This window comes from Undibacterium sp. Ji83W (assembly GCF_049340385.1).
Lineage (GTDB): Bacteria > Pseudomonadota > Gammaproteobacteria > Burkholderiales > Burkholderiaceae_D > Undibacterium.
This window is the reverse complement of sequence record NZ_JBMPOZ010000032.1, coordinates 1-14,470: the sequence shown is the minus strand read 5'-3', so window position 1 is coordinate 14,470 and position 14,470 is coordinate 1. Positions and strand designations below refer to the sequence as shown.

At 49.0% G+C, this 14,470-nt stretch carries 15 protein-coding genes and 2 pseudogenes; 7 read left to right on the top strand and 10 right to left on the bottom strand.

Going from position 1 to position 14,470, the window contains the following annotated elements; all coding sequences use genetic code 11:
- Positions 1–35: 35 nt before the first annotated feature.
- Both ACO0LD_RS29800 and aroG read left to right on the top strand, forming a co-directional pair.
- Positions 36–458, top strand: coding sequence for a tetratricopeptide repeat protein (locus tag ACO0LD_RS29800; RefSeq protein ID WP_423012800.1), 423 nt, complete (start codon positions 36–38; stop codon positions 456–458).
- Between the two features lie 539 nt (positions 459–997).
- On the top strand, positions 998–2,059 hold the full coding sequence (gene aroG, locus ACO0LD_RS29795; RefSeq protein ID WP_423012798.1) for a 3-deoxy-7-phosphoheptulonate synthase AroG: 1,062 nt from the start codon (positions 998–1,000) through the stop codon (positions 2,057–2,059).
- Between the two features lie 146 nt (positions 2,060–2,205).
- On the opposite strand, the gene ACO0LD_RS29790 is transcribed toward aroG, so the two are convergent.
- Together ACO0LD_RS29790 and ACO0LD_RS29785 are read right to left on the bottom strand one after the other, a co-directional pair.
- Positions 2,206–2,844 carry a retropepsin-like aspartic protease family protein gene (locus tag ACO0LD_RS29790; protein WP_423012796.1) on the bottom strand — a complete coding sequence of 213 codons (639 nt, stop codon included), beginning with the start codon at positions 2,842–2,844 and terminating at the stop codon, positions 2,206–2,208.
- 18 nt (positions 2,845–2,862) lie between these two features.
- Positions 2,863–3,348, bottom strand: coding sequence for a YajQ family cyclic di-GMP-binding protein (locus ACO0LD_RS29785; protein ID WP_186957195.1), 486 nt, complete (start codon positions 3,346–3,348; stop codon positions 2,863–2,865).
- Positions 3,349–3,436: 88 nt separating this feature from the next.
- Here ACO0LD_RS29785 and murB point away from each other — a divergent pair, with 88 nt between their 5' ends.
- The gene (murB, locus tag ACO0LD_RS29780; protein WP_423012794.1) at positions 3,437–4,465 is read left to right on the top strand and encodes a UDP-N-acetylmuramate dehydrogenase; all 1,029 of its coding nucleotides are present in this window, start codon (positions 3,437–3,439) and stop codon (positions 4,463–4,465) included.
- Positions 4,466–4,558: 93 nt separating this feature from the next.
- Here the strand turns inward: murB and ACO0LD_RS29775 are convergent, their stop codons facing one another.
- The gene (locus ACO0LD_RS29775) at positions 4,559–4,792 is read right to left on the bottom strand and encodes a hypothetical protein (RefSeq protein WP_423012792.1); all 234 of its coding nucleotides are present in this window, start codon (positions 4,790–4,792) and stop codon (positions 4,559–4,561) included.
- A gap of 445 nt (positions 4,793–5,237) precedes the next feature.
- Here ACO0LD_RS29775 and ACO0LD_RS29770 point away from each other — a divergent pair, with 445 nt between their 5' ends.
- On the top strand, positions 5,238–6,143 hold the full coding sequence (locus ACO0LD_RS29770) for a C13 family peptidase (protein ID WP_423012790.1): 906 nt from the start codon (positions 5,238–5,240) through the stop codon (positions 6,141–6,143).
- Between the two features lie 115 nt (positions 6,144–6,258).
- Here ACO0LD_RS29770 and ACO0LD_RS29765 read toward each other — a convergent pair whose 3' ends face one another.
- From ACO0LD_RS29765 to ACO0LD_RS29750, 4 genes are all read right to left on the bottom strand, one after another.
- Positions 6,259–7,266, bottom strand: coding sequence for a M48 family metallopeptidase (locus ACO0LD_RS29765; protein WP_423012788.1), 1,008 nt, complete (start codon positions 7,264–7,266; stop codon positions 6,259–6,261).
- The gene (locus ACO0LD_RS29760) at positions 7,263–8,345 is read right to left on the bottom strand and encodes a YjgN family protein (protein WP_423012786.1); all 1,083 of its coding nucleotides are present in this window, start codon (positions 8,343–8,345) and stop codon (positions 7,263–7,265) included. Before ACO0LD_RS29760 ends, ACO0LD_RS29765 begins: the two co-directional genes overlap by 4 nt.
- 151 nt (positions 8,346–8,496) lie before the next feature.
- The gene (locus ACO0LD_RS29755) at positions 8,497–9,027 is read right to left on the bottom strand and encodes a lipocalin-like domain-containing protein (RefSeq protein ID WP_423012784.1); all 531 of its coding nucleotides are present in this window, start codon (positions 9,025–9,027) and stop codon (positions 8,497–8,499) included.
- 1 nt (position 9,028) lies between these two features.
- Entirely contained in the window at positions 9,029–10,021 is a 993-nt protein-coding gene (locus tag ACO0LD_RS29750) for a quinone oxidoreductase family protein (RefSeq protein ID WP_423012782.1), read from the bottom strand.
- A gap of 135 nt (positions 10,022–10,156) precedes the next feature.
- On the opposite strand from ACO0LD_RS29750, the gene ACO0LD_RS29745 reads away from it, so the two are divergent.
- Together ACO0LD_RS29745 and ACO0LD_RS29740 are read left to right on the top strand one after the other, a co-directional pair.
- Entirely contained in the window at positions 10,157–11,023 is an 867-nt protein-coding gene (locus tag ACO0LD_RS29745; protein ID WP_423012780.1) for a LysR family transcriptional regulator, read from the top strand.
- A 110-nt stretch (positions 11,024–11,133) separates the two neighbouring features.
- Positions 11,134–11,670, top strand: a complete 537-nt coding sequence (locus ACO0LD_RS29740; protein ID WP_423012778.1) for an isochorismatase family protein — start codon at positions 11,134–11,136, stop codon at positions 11,668–11,670.
- Positions 11,671–11,805: 135 nt separating this feature from the next.
- Here the strand turns inward: ACO0LD_RS29740 and ACO0LD_RS29735 are convergent.
- From ACO0LD_RS29735 to ACO0LD_RS29725, 3 genes and pseudogenes are all read right to left on the bottom strand, one after another.
- Positions 11,806–12,085 (bottom strand): annotated as a pseudogene (locus ACO0LD_RS29735) (IS481 family transposase); the annotation flags it as partial.
- Positions 12,086–12,103: 18 nt separating this feature from the next.
- Positions 12,104–12,187, bottom strand: a pseudogene (locus tag ACO0LD_RS29730) (hypothetical protein); the annotation flags it as partial.
- Positions 12,188–12,588: 401 nt separating this feature from the next.
- Positions 12,589–13,212, bottom strand: coding sequence for a hypothetical protein (locus ACO0LD_RS29725; RefSeq protein WP_423012776.1), 624 nt, complete (start codon positions 13,210–13,212; stop codon positions 12,589–12,591).
- A 369-nt stretch (positions 13,213–13,581) separates the two neighbouring features.
- On the opposite strand from ACO0LD_RS29725, the gene ACO0LD_RS29720 reads away from it, so the two are divergent.
- Positions 13,582–14,470: DUF6531 domain-containing protein (locus tag ACO0LD_RS29720; RefSeq protein ID WP_423012774.1), on the top strand; the 889-nt coding region annotated here is incomplete at its 3' end.

Below are 14,470 nucleotides of genomic sequence, written 5' to 3'. Positions count from 1 at the left end.
TAAGAATTTTTAGAAAGTTAGAGATCGTGAAAGTCATGAAATCAATTATTCAAATGCTCGGTACCAGTTTGCTGGTACTAGGTGCAGTTGCAAATGCGTATGCGCAAGACCCGAATGCAGAAGGCCGTAATTTCCTCGCGGAAGGAAATAATAGTGCAGCCAGTAAAAAATTTGCAGAAGCCGCCAAGATCAACCCGTTTGATGCTTCCGCATTGAATAACCAGGCGGTGGCTCTGGCTGCGCAAGGCGATAATGAAAAAGCGCTCAACCTGCTGGAGCGGGCAAACCGCCTGGCACCCAACCGTGCCGATATCGCTGCCAACCTGAATGAATTGCGTAACTGGATGAACCGCAATACGCCGCAAGTAGCAGCCATCCAAAGAAAAGCCCCGGTACCTGGCGCTTATCCTAATCAAGGGGATATTCCACCAGAGCCACCACCATTGTGGAAAAAATGAGTATGAACGAGTATGAATGCATGCAAGTGTCAAAAAATGAATAAGCTTATTTCGGGAACATTCTTGCAAATTGCTGAATTCTGAGGCACTATAGTTTTGAAATACTCGTTTTGGCGAGTGAAACCATGTAAAAACAATAATTGAGCCGAATACTACGCAAATATTGATATGAAACACATTGCTTTCTTTTTCTTCTTTTATTTTAGCTATTCCAAGCCAGCGGCGGTGGAAAGACGGTAAGCACTCGAAGAAAAAGAGCCAAACCAAAATTCTAAAAAACCGCCCGATCAGGCGGTTTTTTTTTGCTTAGGTTTTAATGAATAGATATGGCTTTTTTTAAACAAGACCCCTCAACACAGAGACACGGAGACACAGAGAAGAGCAAGAGGAAAACGAATCAGGTAATACATGAAATTCTAGAGTTTATGGAATTTACTCTGTGCCCCCTCTGTGTCTCCGTGCCTCTGTGGTAAGTCTTCAGGTCTTGCTGTTTAACACGCGAATAGATTTATATTTTTTAGTATTTACCAGGAGAAAACATGCAACGCACCGATGATTTACGCATACGCGAAATGAAGGAACTGGTTCCACCCTCACATTTGATACGTGAGTTTGCCTGTTCCGAGAAAGCGTCGGAAACCGCAGCCAATGCCCGTACAGCCCTGCACCGCATCCTGCATGGTCAGGATGACAGATTGATGGTCGTGATAGGCCCATGCTCCATTCATGACACCAAGGCAGCGATGGAATATGCACACCGCCTGGCAGCAGAGCGCCCGCGCTTTGCCGGTGAGCTGGAAATCATCATGCGCGTGTACTTTGAAAAGCCACGCACTACCGTTGGCTGGAAAGGGCTCATCAATGATCCTTACCTCGATAACAGCTTCCGCATCAATGATGGTCTGCGCATTGCCCGAGAACTGCTGCTGAACATCAATGAACTCGGCTTGCCTGCAGGTACTGAGTACCTCGACGTCATCAGCCCGCAATACATAGCTGACCTGATCAGCTGGGGTGCAATCGGTGCCCGCACCACAGAGTCACAAGTCCACAGGGAGCTGGCATCCGGTTTGTCTTGCCCGGTAGGATTCAAAAACGGTACAGACGGTAATGTCAAAATCGCCGTTGATGCGATCAAGGCTGCATCGCAGCCACATCATTTTTTATCAGTCACCAAGGGCGGCCATTCGGCTATCGTTTCCACTAATGGCAATGAAGATTGCCATATCATCTTGCGTGGCGGTAAAACACCTAACTATGATGCTGTCAGTGTTGATGCAGCTTGCAAGGACATCGCCAGCAACGGCCTGGCATCACGCCTGATGATAGATGCGTCGCACGCCAACAGCTCAAAAAATCCCGCCAACCAAATCCCGGTTTGCGCTGATATCGGCAAACAAATTGCCGATGGCGACACTCGCATTGTCGGCGTCATGATTGAATCCCATCTGGTTGCTGGTCGCCAGGATCTGGTACCAGGTAAAGAACTGGTTTATGGACAGTCAGTGACTGACGGTTGCATCGATTGGGAATCAAGCATCAAGGTTCTCGAAGACTTGGCAGAATCCGTCAAGCAAAGACGGTTGAAGCAGTCTTATTGAAGCCAGCGCAGTAATTACTTGAATTTGATGTGGACTTAATGTGCCAACAGACGTGCGCGATGTCTGTTGGCCGAAATACCAGAACGACCTGAGAGCGCAGAACCTGTTGCAATTAATCGTTGATGTACAAGTTAGTGCTATGAGTCTCAATACCGCTTCGTCAAGGTCATCTGATCCCCTTCACGACGCATTTCCATGCGGTTCAGGAAGGACATGCCTAGCAAGGGTACGTTCAGGCCTTGTTCGATGATGGAGGCTTCCACTTGATGCAATTCAACATCGCCGATTTTTACGGTATCCAGTTTGATGAGATAAGTAGGGACTACACCACCTGCAGTACTGGCGGTGCCTTGCCTGCCTTGCCTGTAATTAATGCCTAGCCTGATTGCATCTGCAGCCGGCAAAGCGATCAGGCTGGCACCCGTATCCACCAGCATATTGATGCCGACACCGTTGATCATGGCCGGTGCCATAAAATGACCGCGATCACCTGCTTTCAGGACAACGCTGTTGCCACTGCTTGGCGCAGAACGATGTACGGTTTGCCCCATGGTCAGTACTTTGCGCTTGCCATTGATCACGACAGTAGCTGATTCACGGTCAGCATCGACCAGCTTGGCGTCGCTGCTGATATTGCTGCCAACGGTATACGTCTTCGGTGGCGCACCATCTACCACCAGGATAGCTTTGCCAGGAAATAAACCGACCACGCCTATATCAGTGGCATGAGCCATTGCAGCACAGCCCAGCAGGCACAGGGTACTTAAAAGTTTCAGTTTTTTCACAGGCAAGCGCATGCTGGTTCAGTCGCGGAAGTTATTGAATTCCAAAGGCAGGTCCTTGATTTCCTTGCGCAACATCGCCATTGCGGCTTGCAAGTCATCACGCTTGGTGCCAGTCACGCGCACTGCATCACCTTGTATGCTGCCTTGTACTTTCAACTTGCTGTCCTTGATGGCTTTGACAATTTTCTTGGCATCTTCGGTTTCTATGCCGTTTTTGACCTTGATGCCTTGTTTGACTTTGTCGCCACCAATTTTTTCTATTTTGCCCATGTCCAGGAAGCGCACATCGACATTGCGCTTGGCCAGCGTCATGGTCAATTCCAGACGAACCTGGTCGAGATGGAATTCAGAATCACCGTAGATAGTCAATTCACGGTCTTTTTGTTCAACTTTGGCACTGCTGCCTTTCAGGTCGAAGCGGTTGGTGACCACTTTATTGGTTTGATCAATGGCATTCTTGACATCAACCATATTGGCTTCAGAGACGGTATCAAATGAGGGCATCTTGCTTCCTTGCTTAAAATTATGAATTAAGCGTCATTTTAGCAAATGCAGGCAGGCATGAGAGAGCAAAGGCTATAATTTGGCTCTTATGACGAATTTACTCACATTTTCAGCAGATTATTCTCTGCAAAGCCTGAATACCTTTGGTATAGCGGCCCGTGCCCGCCAGTTTTTGCGTATAGAACAACTGGCGCAACTGCAAGCGATCTTTGCTGATGCTGATCTCAAGGCTATGCCTCGCCTGATATTGGGTGGTGGTAGCAATCTTGTTTTGTCTGACCAGGTTGATGCCCTGGTCTTGCATATGGGCTTGAAGGGCAGGCAAATTCTTGGTGAAGATGAGAATTATGTTTATATGCAAGCCGCAGCGGGCGAGAACTGGCATGAATTTGTGCTGTGGACGCTGGAGCAGGGCTTGGGTGGACTGGAAAACCTGTCCCTGATACCTGGCACGGTGGGGGCTGCACCCATACAGAATATCGGTGCTTATGGAATTGAAATTCAGGAGGTCTTCACCAGCCTGACAGCCTTTGATTTTGTCACTGGAGAACAAGTCGACATTGACAAGGCTACATGCCGTTTCGCTTATAGGGACAGTATCTTCAAGCAGGAATATAAAGACCGCATGGTCATCGTCAGTGTACGTTTTGCTTTGCCAAAACGCTGGCAGGCAAGATTGGCTTATGCTGATGTTGCACAATACTTGGGCCAGCACCAGATTGACAGCCCGACAGCCAGGGATATCAGTGCCGCCATCATTGCCATACGCCAGGCCAAATTACCTGATCCGTCCCGAATAGGTAATGCGGGCAGTTTTTTCAAAAACCCGATTGTACCGGCAAGCCAGCGTGACAGTTTGCTGACTGTGTATCCCAAGCTGGTTAGCTATCAACAGGATAATGGTGACTACAAACTGGCAGCAGGCTGGTTGATAGATCAGTGTGGCTGGAAGGGAAGACAACTAGGCAAGGCAGGCGTGTATGAAAAGCAGGCCTTGGTACTGGTTAATCATGGCGGTGCCACCGGGGCAGAGGTGAGAGCGCTGGCACAGGCAGTGCAGGCAGATGTGTATGTCAAATTTGCAGTCAAGTTAGAGATAGAGCCAGTCTTTTTTTGATTGCATAAATTTGCCTCGCTAACTTTGTCGCTTGACCTTAGTTATGCAAAGTGAATTTGTCAGTCAATCTTCCGAATACCGTCCAATTTAAACTTAATCCCAGTAATTATCATATTGAATTTTTATGTCAGAATCCAACATCACCAATACCGCAAATGAATTTGGAGAAGCAGGAAGCGGAGTGGAACCGCAGGCTCCTGCCATCTCATTGGTAAACCAAGGTACAGAAGAAAAAACAGGATGGCCCCGTTTAGTAAGCGAGGTTTTAAGAACCAGCTTCTTGAAGCACCCACGCTGGGAAGGAATACCTGCCTCGCCCTTCGTCATGCTGATCCTGGTTATTGGGTACATACTGACTACGATGTGCTTGCAGCGGCTGGCAATAGCTGGGCCTGCTGATTTCCATTTTCGTGCCATAGGCGCAAACTGGTTTGCCTTTGCATCATGGGCCTGGCTTTGCTTCAGCTTACGCCGTAATCCTGTTAATCCAGATGGAGAAAATGGCAGTGTTGCACCCAGCGCCAGTCATTTATTTGTACTATCCATGGCGCAAGGCCTGTTTCTGTCCTTGATCTTTAATCTGCCTTTTTGCCTGGCAATGTACCTGGGGGGGATCACGTATGACAGTTTTAGCCAGGTCATTAGTTGGCTGATCTATCTTGCACCATTCTTGTTAACAATAGCAATTCAGTCAGTCTTTTTGTGGAGGGCATGTGATCGCCGTGTTTCGTCCATAGCGCTTATATTCTTAGTGACGCTCAGTAGTATAGCTATGCAAATCACCACCAATCCCCCACATTTCTGGTATCCGAAGTATGTAGAAAGAAACGATGAAGAAGGTGGTGAGAAATCACCAGAAATTAGCCAGGAGGTTTTTGAAGAGCAAGCCGCCTTGTTGAATCAAAAACTGGCTGATATTCAGGCACAAAGGCCAGGCGTTATTGACCTGTATAGCCTGAGCTTTGCCCCTTATGGTGAAGAAAAAGTCTTCCTGAATGAAACCAGCATGGTCACCCAAGTGATGGCAAACCGCTTTGATGCCGTTGGACGCAGCTTGCAACTGGCGAATAATCCAGGAACCATCAATAGCTTACCCTGGGCTACTCCATTGAATTTGCAGCGGGCCATACAACACATGGCCAAGCGCATGGATGTCAATGAAGATATCCTGTTCTTGCATATGTCTTCTCACGGTGCCAGTGACGGTGAATTGTCTGCCGGCATGTGGCCACTCAGCGTCAAATCCGTCACACCAGAAGACTTGAAGGGTTGGTTGGATGAGGCGGGTATCAAATACCGCGTCATTTCCATATCTGCCTGTTATGCGGGTAACTGGGTGGCACCCTTGTCGGATGCGAATTCCCTGATCATGACGGCGTCGGATGCGGATCATACTTCTTATGGCTGTGGCAGTAAATCCGATCTCACCTTCTTTGGTCGCGCCATGTATGACGAACAATTGCGCAACAAGACCCTGTCTTTTGAAGCAGCGCATGCAGCGGCAAGACCCGTCATCAAACAGCGTGAAGAAGAAGCAGGCAAGAGCGACGGGTATTCCAATCCGCAAATTTCAGTTGGTGAAGAAATACGTGGACGTCTGAAATTACTGGAGCAGCGTTTGCAGACACTAAAACCGGTGAAATCTGATGCTGCAACTGTTGCCAAAAGCACCCCATGAATGACAATCAGCACCTTGACTACGGGTGCTGATTATTTGGATATTGTGTTTGCAGTATCTGCTATAGAGGTTGGTAGAACGTAGAAGCCAGATCATTGCTGGCTTCTACCTGATCTCAATTATTACCGCGTATGCGCATGACACGCTCGCTGCCAGAGGGGTGGCTGGATATATAGGGCGATACGCCAGGAGCCAGGGCTTCCAGCTTTTCAAAGGCCGCTGCCAGGTGTTCGCGGGCGATGCCATTGGCATCCAGCATTTGCATGGCGTAGTCATCTGCCTCAGTCTCAGCATCACGCGAATACTTCATATCCAGCATCAGGGTCGGGATATTGGCAATGACTGCTGATACGTCACCAAACAACAAAGTCGCCGCAGCGCCGACCGCTGAGCTTTGTATGATGCGGCGCGTCAGGTGACGCTCATGCAAATGGCCCAGTTCATGCGCCAGTACGCCCATTACCGCATCATCGTCCTTCATCAGCGCAATGATCTCATCGGTGATGATAATGTCGCCAGATGGTAGCGCAAAGGCATTTGGGCCTATGGCGCTTTTGCGGAACACCAGTTGATATTTCGGACTACCACTGCGCGGTGGTCGCAGGCTCTGGAAACGTGCACTCAATTCAGCCTGCCTTGCGGCCGGCAGTTTTGATGGCTGGAATATATGCTTGTCCAAAAACGCCAGCAAACCATCACCCAGCTTGCGTTCTACCGATACCGGAACGGAAAACGCTACGACGCGTGATGCGGCGGGGAGGCCGTAGACATAACCCACAGTAAGTGTGATGATGACAGCGGCCAGTGCTGCCAGTGTGCCAGTCCAGCTTTGCTGCAGTTGAACCACGGTTGAATCCTGGTAACCAGTATTTTCCAGTATCACATTGAAGGTCGCATGATCGGTGATTTCCAGATAAGCACCATCGCTGAAGGTGACTTTCCGCGCGGCATGACGGGTACGTTCTGATACCCGCAGTTCAGACAGAGGGCAACTGCGGATGATTTGCTGGTCAGGGCCAGTGATGAGGTCGTTTACATAGGCTACGTCGCCCTGCACCGAAAATTCTACATGGTGCAGGCGCGAGGTTTTGCCATCAAAATAGATGGCGGCAACTTTGTTCATAAAGATAAATCAAAATCCAGTAAATCGGCCATGCCTTCGCCAGTGGCGTTGACCTGCTCTTGCGTTTCAGCGATGAAATCATCGAGGCTGCCGTTTACTTCCAGTTCCAGGCTTTCAACGCGATACCGCAGTGAACGAATTTGCGCAAAAGGAATAAACAGACCAAGCGTACATACAATGCCAAGTATATTGGTGATGGCAATGAAAGTCATGCGACCCCATTGCAGATTGTTTTTGAATTGATGATCACCCAGCTTGGTATGGTTCCAGATCAGGTTCTGCAGCAAGGTCAGGAAGATAGGGTAGATGGCAAACATCCACATATACAGGACGAACATAAACAGGGCAAATGACATTATTGCAGCAACATCAACTTTGGCCCCACGGCCACCAGCAAACAGTGCCAGCACTGTGCTGCCAAAACCTACGCTGATAACAATAATGCCTGCCAGCATGATACCTACACCAACCAGGTAGGCCCAATAAAACTGACCAACGCCCGCATTGAAAGAAAAATGCGTACTGCCGAAACGGCTTTCGTTATGCTGGAATCTTTTCAGGCGTTGGTGAAATACAGGTGCCAATAAATACAAAGTGAAACCTGCCAGCAAAGGCCAGAGCAAAAAGGTGCTGTATGCCTGACCCGCGGTGCCACGGAAACCAAAACGTATGCCACGGTAGCTGGAGTTATACAGTTTGAACTGCAAGCTCTTCCAGACCAGCCAGGGCATGACTGCGACCATCATCAACATCATCGCAAAGCCCAGGCCTATAGAGAATTTGAATGCCAGTTGATAGCCAAAGACAAACACGAAAGCGACAATGCGGCCCTTGAGTATGGCGATGGCATTGCCATGATATTCAAAACTGCTGCCACCGAGATGAGTACTGGAGTAGATATAGCGGTTGCGGCGTACCTTGGCCCAAGCGGTGTAAATACCCAGGGTGATAATACTCAGCAATAAATTGACTATCCAGATGCGGAAATATTCGCTGCCGCTGCCCCTGAACTCCAGTTGCAGCGTGCCAGATGGTGTCTGTTGACTTGTTGAAAAGTCATTGTTTTGAAAGCTATCCATGCTAGTGTTTTCCCCATGCACTTTAATTTTTTAGAGCATGGACGATCGCATGGGGTTGGTATTAAGTCAAGTGGATTAGTGCTTGTTCTTGCTGACTGCGGCTGTTTCAACACAGACCGCGGTGGAGCATTTACGTATTTAATAAGCTTTGCTAATGTAACTTCTTCCAGGTCGAAATTGCAGTAGTGCCGTTGCCACTAGCGTCGGCTGGTACGCGATAGCTTAGCACGTCAGCCTTTAACTCAAATTGCCGTGCCTGTTCACTGCCATCCCAATTCGGAAAGGATGCATGTTCTATCCTGAACACCAGCACATTCCTCTCGGTGTCGATAAAGCAGCGGCCATAATGCGAACTGGTATCTATCGCTGCAGCACGGTATTCAGCTTCTGTGCCTTTGCGCTTGTCGCCTGCGGCGAACTTGCTGCGCTCCGCTCTGTATATTTGTAAGGAATATCTACCTGTGCCGTCGATGATGAGCAAGCCTTGTGGATTTGCACCAAAGGTTTCGCCGCGACTGCCATCGGCGCGGATTTCAGGTGCCGCTATCAGTGCCCAGGTACCTGCCAGATATTTTTGTGCCTGTTCATTCTTGTCTGCATCCTGTTCTGTGAAAGCGCAGGCAGGCAAACTTAAGGCAACGAGGCAGATCAGGCTGACGATATTTTTAAATATTTTGCTCATCTTAGTCTCCGGCTAATCCGGCTTTTGCGTCTGCGCTTACAGCCAGCAGCAATTTGCCTGTGGTCTGGCGCGATTCCAGATCAGCGTGTGCTTGTGCAGCCTGCTGCAGTGGATATACCTGATGTATGCGTAGGCGCAATATGCCTTCGCGTAACCAGCCCAAAACGCGTTGGCTGCGGTATTTGAGGTCTTCAGCGTCGGCGACGTGATGGGCGAGTGTGGGACGAGTAAAGAACAGTGAACCCTGGCGGCATAAATGCATGGGGTCGATAGGCGGTACATTGCCGCTGGACTGACCGAACAAGACCAGGCTGCCCAGCGGGCGCAATACTGCCATGCTACCAAGATAGGTATTCAAGCCGACTGAGTCATAAACGACATGCACGCCTTTTTGCTGTGTCAAATCCCTGGTGGCCGTGATGAAGTCTGTCTCAGTATATAAAATCACGTGATCGGCTCCGGCAGCTCTCGCTAATTCTGCTTTTCCTGTGCTGGATACAGTGCTGATGACTGTTGCGCCCTTGTGTTTCAAGACCTGGGTCAACAACAGACCAACGCCGCCAGCGCCAGCATGCACCAATACAGTATCGCCGGGCTGTACGCCATAACTGGTCTCACATAAATATTGCACGGTGACTGCTTGCAACATGGCGGCTGCAGCCTCCTTTGCACTGATTTCTGCTGGCAAAACGATCAGTTTCCACGCTGGTATGGCCAGGTATTCGGCATAAGAGCCAGCTTGTGACAGCCAGGCTACCCTGGTGCCGGGTGGCAGCTCAGCATTGCCTTCGACCACGATGCCTGCGCCTTCTGCCCCCGGTATGCAGGGCAGGCTAGCCGGGTTTTGCCCGTTGCGTTGATATACATCGGCGTAGTTGATGCCGGCATAATCAACGCGCACCAACACTTCTTCCTGCTTGGGAACAGGCATGGGAACATCACGAACTTCAAGTACTTCTGGTCCACCTTGTGATAATAATTGTATGGCTTGCATATTCTCTCTCTGCTGGTTTGATCGGATCACAAGTCTGATCACGGTGATCACTGCGATTGCTGACTTGCAGCTTAGTCAAATTAGGTCAGAAAGAAAATTGCTGAAAAATTCGCTTGGACTGTGCATAATTGCACCATGATGAATTGGGATGATTTACGTTATTTTCTGGCACTGGTCGATTGCGGTACATTGACCGGGGCGGCACGTCGCCTGCAGGTTGAGCATACGACAGTTGCCCGTCGCATCGATACATTGGAAGCGGCACTCAAATTACGCCTGTTCGACAGGCTGGTGCGAGGCTGGCAATTGACCACGGAAGGACATGAGCTGGTTGAGCATGCGCGGGCAGTAGAAGAACGCTGGTTCAGCTTTGAGAGAAAAGCACTCAGTGCAAGTAAAATGGAAGGTGTAGTGCGCATTTCTGCACCACCAAGTTTATCTACGTTCGTACTAGCACCTCAGCTTAAGAATTTGTGTAGCAGCCTGGCAGGTGTGGAGCTGGAATTGCTGGCGGAACGTCATCATGTCAGTCTGGGTAAGCGCGAAGCGGATATCGCTTTGAGAATGGCACGCCCACAAACGGCGGGCCTGGTCATCAAGCCGCTGGCCAGCATAGGATATGGACTGTATGCCAGCAAAGCCTATCTGAAGAAGCATCAGCAACAAGACTGGGAATTTGCTGCCTATGAAAAAAATTCTGCCACGCCACACCATCAATGGCTGGAAGATTATCTGGGGCAGCGTAAGGTCATACTGCGCAGCAATGACCAGATGGTGCTGGCACAATGCGCCGCTGCTGGCGTAGGGGTGACGGTGATACCCCATTATTTGCGCCAGAGTCATCGCGACCTGTGCCGTATTGAGCAAGAAGCCTGTCCTTTGCAAAGAAAACTCTGGCTGGTCATGCATGATGATGTCAGGCGTTCACCCAGGGTAAGGGCGGTGGCAGATCATTTGATCGCTCTGTTTGCCAGTGAAATGGTGCAGACTATGCTGGTTTGACAAGTTTTTTGCAAATGTGATCACATACAACGAAGCTTAATATTGCTGCACTGCACGCATGAGGCCTGAAAGCAGTATCATGTGGCTTTAGGCCTTTGAGGTGTTGCCAAATGAATACCTTAATCATTATCGATATGCAAAATGCCTGGTTGCACGGCGTAACCCCGCGTTTTGACAAGACAAATGTCATTGCCCGTATCCGCCATGCAGCTGACTATACCCGTGAACATAGTGGCCAGGTTATCTTTGTACGTCATGCCAATGATGATGCTTTAGTCGGTTCTGCCGGATGGGAAGTCATACAGGAACTGCCTTTTACGCCTGGTGATGTCTTTGTCGATAAAACAGCCTGTGATTCTTTTGCTGGTACCGGTTTGCTTACGCACCTGAAAATCACAGGTGCCCATACTCTTATCATGTGTGGATTGACGACTGAATTTTGCGTCGACACCTCAATACGCGCCGCTGCCTCACATGGCTTTGATGTGATTGCCTTGTCGGATGCGCACACCACTGGCGACAGGCCCCACCTGAAGGCAGAAAAGATAGTGGAGCATCACAACTGGGTGTGGTCGAATATTTCTACTCCGGCGAATAGCCGCGTCATGGTACGTACCACATCTGAAGTGTTTGGCCCTCACTTCTGATGTCACGTAAAGTGCCACAGAAGGTGAGATTCTTGCCGCAGAAGTTGAGATTTCTGTCAAAGTAGTTGAGACTTGTTAAATTAAACGGCGGCTATCTAGCCGCCGTTTCACTTCAATAATAGGTGTTTGACGCACCTTCGTTTTGGTGTGTTCAATATCATTCAGCGCCAGATACAACTGATAGTCATGCGTTTCTGGTCGGCCACAGTATTCCGTCCCGCGATCTGTCGGAGCACGGATTAAGCCCATACCTTGCTCTTCCAGGAAGGGTAAGACCTTGTCGTTAAGCAGATCTGCTGCGGTGATGGGTGTCTTCGTAGTGTATAGCTTGACAGCGGCCCATTTCGAATAGGTATCAACAAAGGTTTGTTGGTATATCCACTGCAGATTGATAACGGTAAAACGTATCTCTGGAAAAGCCCATCACCTCGCAAGCCCTTGATACGTTACCAAGTTCAGTAGCAAGGTTGAGCAAGCCGACCTTGTGTTTAATGACGTCCTGAGAAATACTATTCATGAGGTTATTCCTTGGCGCTTACGCGCTGGTTTAATAAAGATTCGCACCTCTATCAAACCGGGTAACCTCACCTTTGGCAAGGCCTTACTGTCAGATCAAATCGAAACTACTACACATAAATTGATGTTTTTATCTGGTCTCGATTTGAACGTCGAGACGCAGAATTGGAGCTTTTTGCGGATAGCCCAACGTGATCCCACTCCCGCTCCTTTTTGAGGAAACTAAGCCGGTGATGCCATCTTGGTAATAGAGTCTAAAAGCCACCGCAAGGTGGCTTTTGATTTTAAGATGCATGAGCGGACACGTGTAGGGCTGAGCTAAACGCAGGTCGCATTGACGAAATTATTCAGCGAAGCGGTATCAATTTCAGGGGAAATCGACTTGCTCATATCAGAGCCTACTCAATGTAAAGGCCCTTGCTGTTGATAATTTGAGAGCAAGAAATGCACGTCCGCATCCGCTTCTTGCGTGCGGTCTTCTGTTGTCGTAGATGTCAGGGTTGTGTTGGTTGAAGTCGTGGCATGTAATTCAGATTTTTCCTGCAAGCTTCTGATTTCAGATATCACTCGCTGTATATCTATGTTCAGTGGCGGGATATCGGCATTTAAAACAATGCCGCGTTCAAAGTAATTTACAGCCGTTTCAAATTCATCCTGCGCCATATGCGCAAATCCCATCACAAACAACTTTAGCGCCTTATCATCCCCTAAAGCCAATAATGGCTGCCAAGTCAGCAGCGCAACCGCCACTCTGGCAGACGTGAACTGTAAGAGCCCCAACTGAAACCGCGCCACGTGGAAATCAGGTGCCAGCACCAAGGCATTCGCATATGCCGCCTCGCTTTCAGCGATCTGGCCAAGCGTAATGTACTCCGCACCAAGCAGGCAATAAGTTGCCGCTGACTGAGGGTTGAGCGTCAACGCCTGCTGAAACAAGCTGATGGCCGCCGGACCGTCATTTGCCTGACTGACGCGTAAAGCCTCTTGCAAGACGTCATCAAAGCCCGGGGCAGTAGAAGTATTCATCGATAAATTTCCCAATAATTATTGCTGCAAATGCGCAAACACGGCGTCATTCTAGCCAACAAATTGGGAAGTAAGCAGATTTAAGTGTGGATTTTGCCGGATTGTTCAACAAGCATTGATCACGAAAATAGCTTAAAAACAAATTTCATTAAAATTAAGAGGCCATCATTTATTCGGAATATTTTTATTTATTGCTTTATTTTTATAATAAAAATTATCAAATATAAAAATAATCAATGGATATGCAAATTATTTTCGATTTCACCTTAACAATTCCTCAAATGTTTGGACTATTGCCTTGAACAATGACAGTTGAGTCAGTTTGCTCCTGTCAAACAAACAATTGAATAAAACATATTAGGAAATCACATGGTTGCTATCGTTGGTGGAAATGGCGTTGGATTGAATCAGGCTTCATTGGCTCCTTTGGGCGGGCGCGGTAATCTGGGGCAATCCGGATCAAACAAGGCAGGTGAAAAAACCTACGTCAATGTAGCGACCGGCAACGTCGTAATACAAGACAATGATGCCGTTCTGGCAGGTCGTGGTGATGATGTTTCTTTATTACGCACCTATAACAGCCAGGGAAAAATGTCTGATGACAATGGTGACGCCTGGTGGATCAATGGCTATCGCCGCATCACCAACCTCACAGGCACATTAAATACCGCTGGCAGTGAAGTCCAGCGCGTAGGGCAAGACGGCAGCGTCAGCAAATTTGTCTACGACGCGACCAGGCAGTTCTATGTAGGTGTCCCCGGTAATGCGGAATTCGACACCCTAAGCAGCGACGGCACGACGTGGACATGGACAGACACCGTTAGCCACCAGACAGAAACTTACCAGGGCAGTAATGGCACGTGGAAGTTAGCCACAGCCAGCGACACCAGCGGCAACGTCACCACCTACAGCTACAACGGTGATCTGTTGTCCAAGATCACCAACGCCAATGGCGAGTCGGTTGAATTTATCTATACTGGCAACAACCTGTCCCAGGAACGCATCGTCGCCGCTGATGGCAAAGTCACCAGCAACACCCGTTATAGTTACGATACCCAGAACCGCCTCAGCCAGGTCCTGCTCGACCTGAGCCCGGAAGACGCCAGCATCGCCGATGGCAAAGTCTACGTCACCAGCTACACCTATGTAGGAGCTGGTAATCTCATCGACAGCATCACCCAGACAGACGGCAGCTACCAGAAATTTACCTACGTTACCGTTGATGGCGAAGCCCGCGTCGCCAGCATCACCGATGCCT

Excerpts from the sequence above, each read along its gene's own strand:
- ACO0LD_RS29800 (WP_423012800.1), top strand. The coding sequence starts at position 36 with ATGAAATCAATTATTCAAATGCTCGGTACCAGTTTGCTGGTACTAGGT.
- aroG (WP_423012798.1), top strand. The coding sequence starts at position 998 with ATGCAACGCACCGATGATTTACGCATACGCGAAATGAAGGAACTGGTT.
- ACO0LD_RS29785 (WP_186957195.1), bottom strand. The coding sequence starts at position 3,348 with ATGCCCTCATTTGATACCGTCTCTGAAGCCAATATGGTTGATGTCAAG.
- murB (WP_423012794.1), top strand. The coding sequence starts at position 3,437 with ATGACGAATTTACTCACATTTTCAGCAGATTATTCTCTGCAAAGCCTG.
- ACO0LD_RS29775 (WP_423012792.1), bottom strand. The coding sequence starts at position 4,792 with ATGACGAAGGGCGAGGCAGGTATTCCTTCCCAGCGTGGGTGCTTCAAG.
- ACO0LD_RS29770 (WP_423012790.1), top strand. The coding sequence starts at position 5,238 with ATGCAAATCACCACCAATCCCCCACATTTCTGGTATCCGAAGTATGTA.
- ACO0LD_RS29765 (WP_423012788.1), bottom strand. The coding sequence starts at position 7,266 with ATGAACAAAGTTGCCGCCATCTATTTTGATGGCAAAACCTCGCGCCTG.
- ACO0LD_RS29760 (WP_423012786.1), bottom strand. The coding sequence starts at position 8,345 with ATGGATAGCTTTCAAAACAATGACTTTTCAACAAGTCAACAGACACCA.
- ACO0LD_RS29755 (WP_423012784.1), bottom strand. The coding sequence starts at position 9,027 with ATGAGCAAAATATTTAAAAATATCGTCAGCCTGATCTGCCTCGTTGCC.
- ACO0LD_RS29750 (WP_423012782.1), bottom strand. The coding sequence starts at position 10,021 with ATGCAAGCCATACAATTATTATCACAAGGTGGACCAGAAGTACTTGAA.
- ACO0LD_RS29745 (WP_423012780.1), top strand. The coding sequence starts at position 10,157 with ATGATGAATTGGGATGATTTACGTTATTTTCTGGCACTGGTCGATTGC.
- ACO0LD_RS29740 (WP_423012778.1), top strand. The coding sequence starts at position 11,134 with ATGAATACCTTAATCATTATCGATATGCAAAATGCCTGGTTGCACGGC.
- ACO0LD_RS29725 (WP_423012776.1), bottom strand. The coding sequence starts at position 13,212 with ATGAATACTTCTACTGCCCCGGGCTTTGATGACGTCTTGCAAGAGGCT.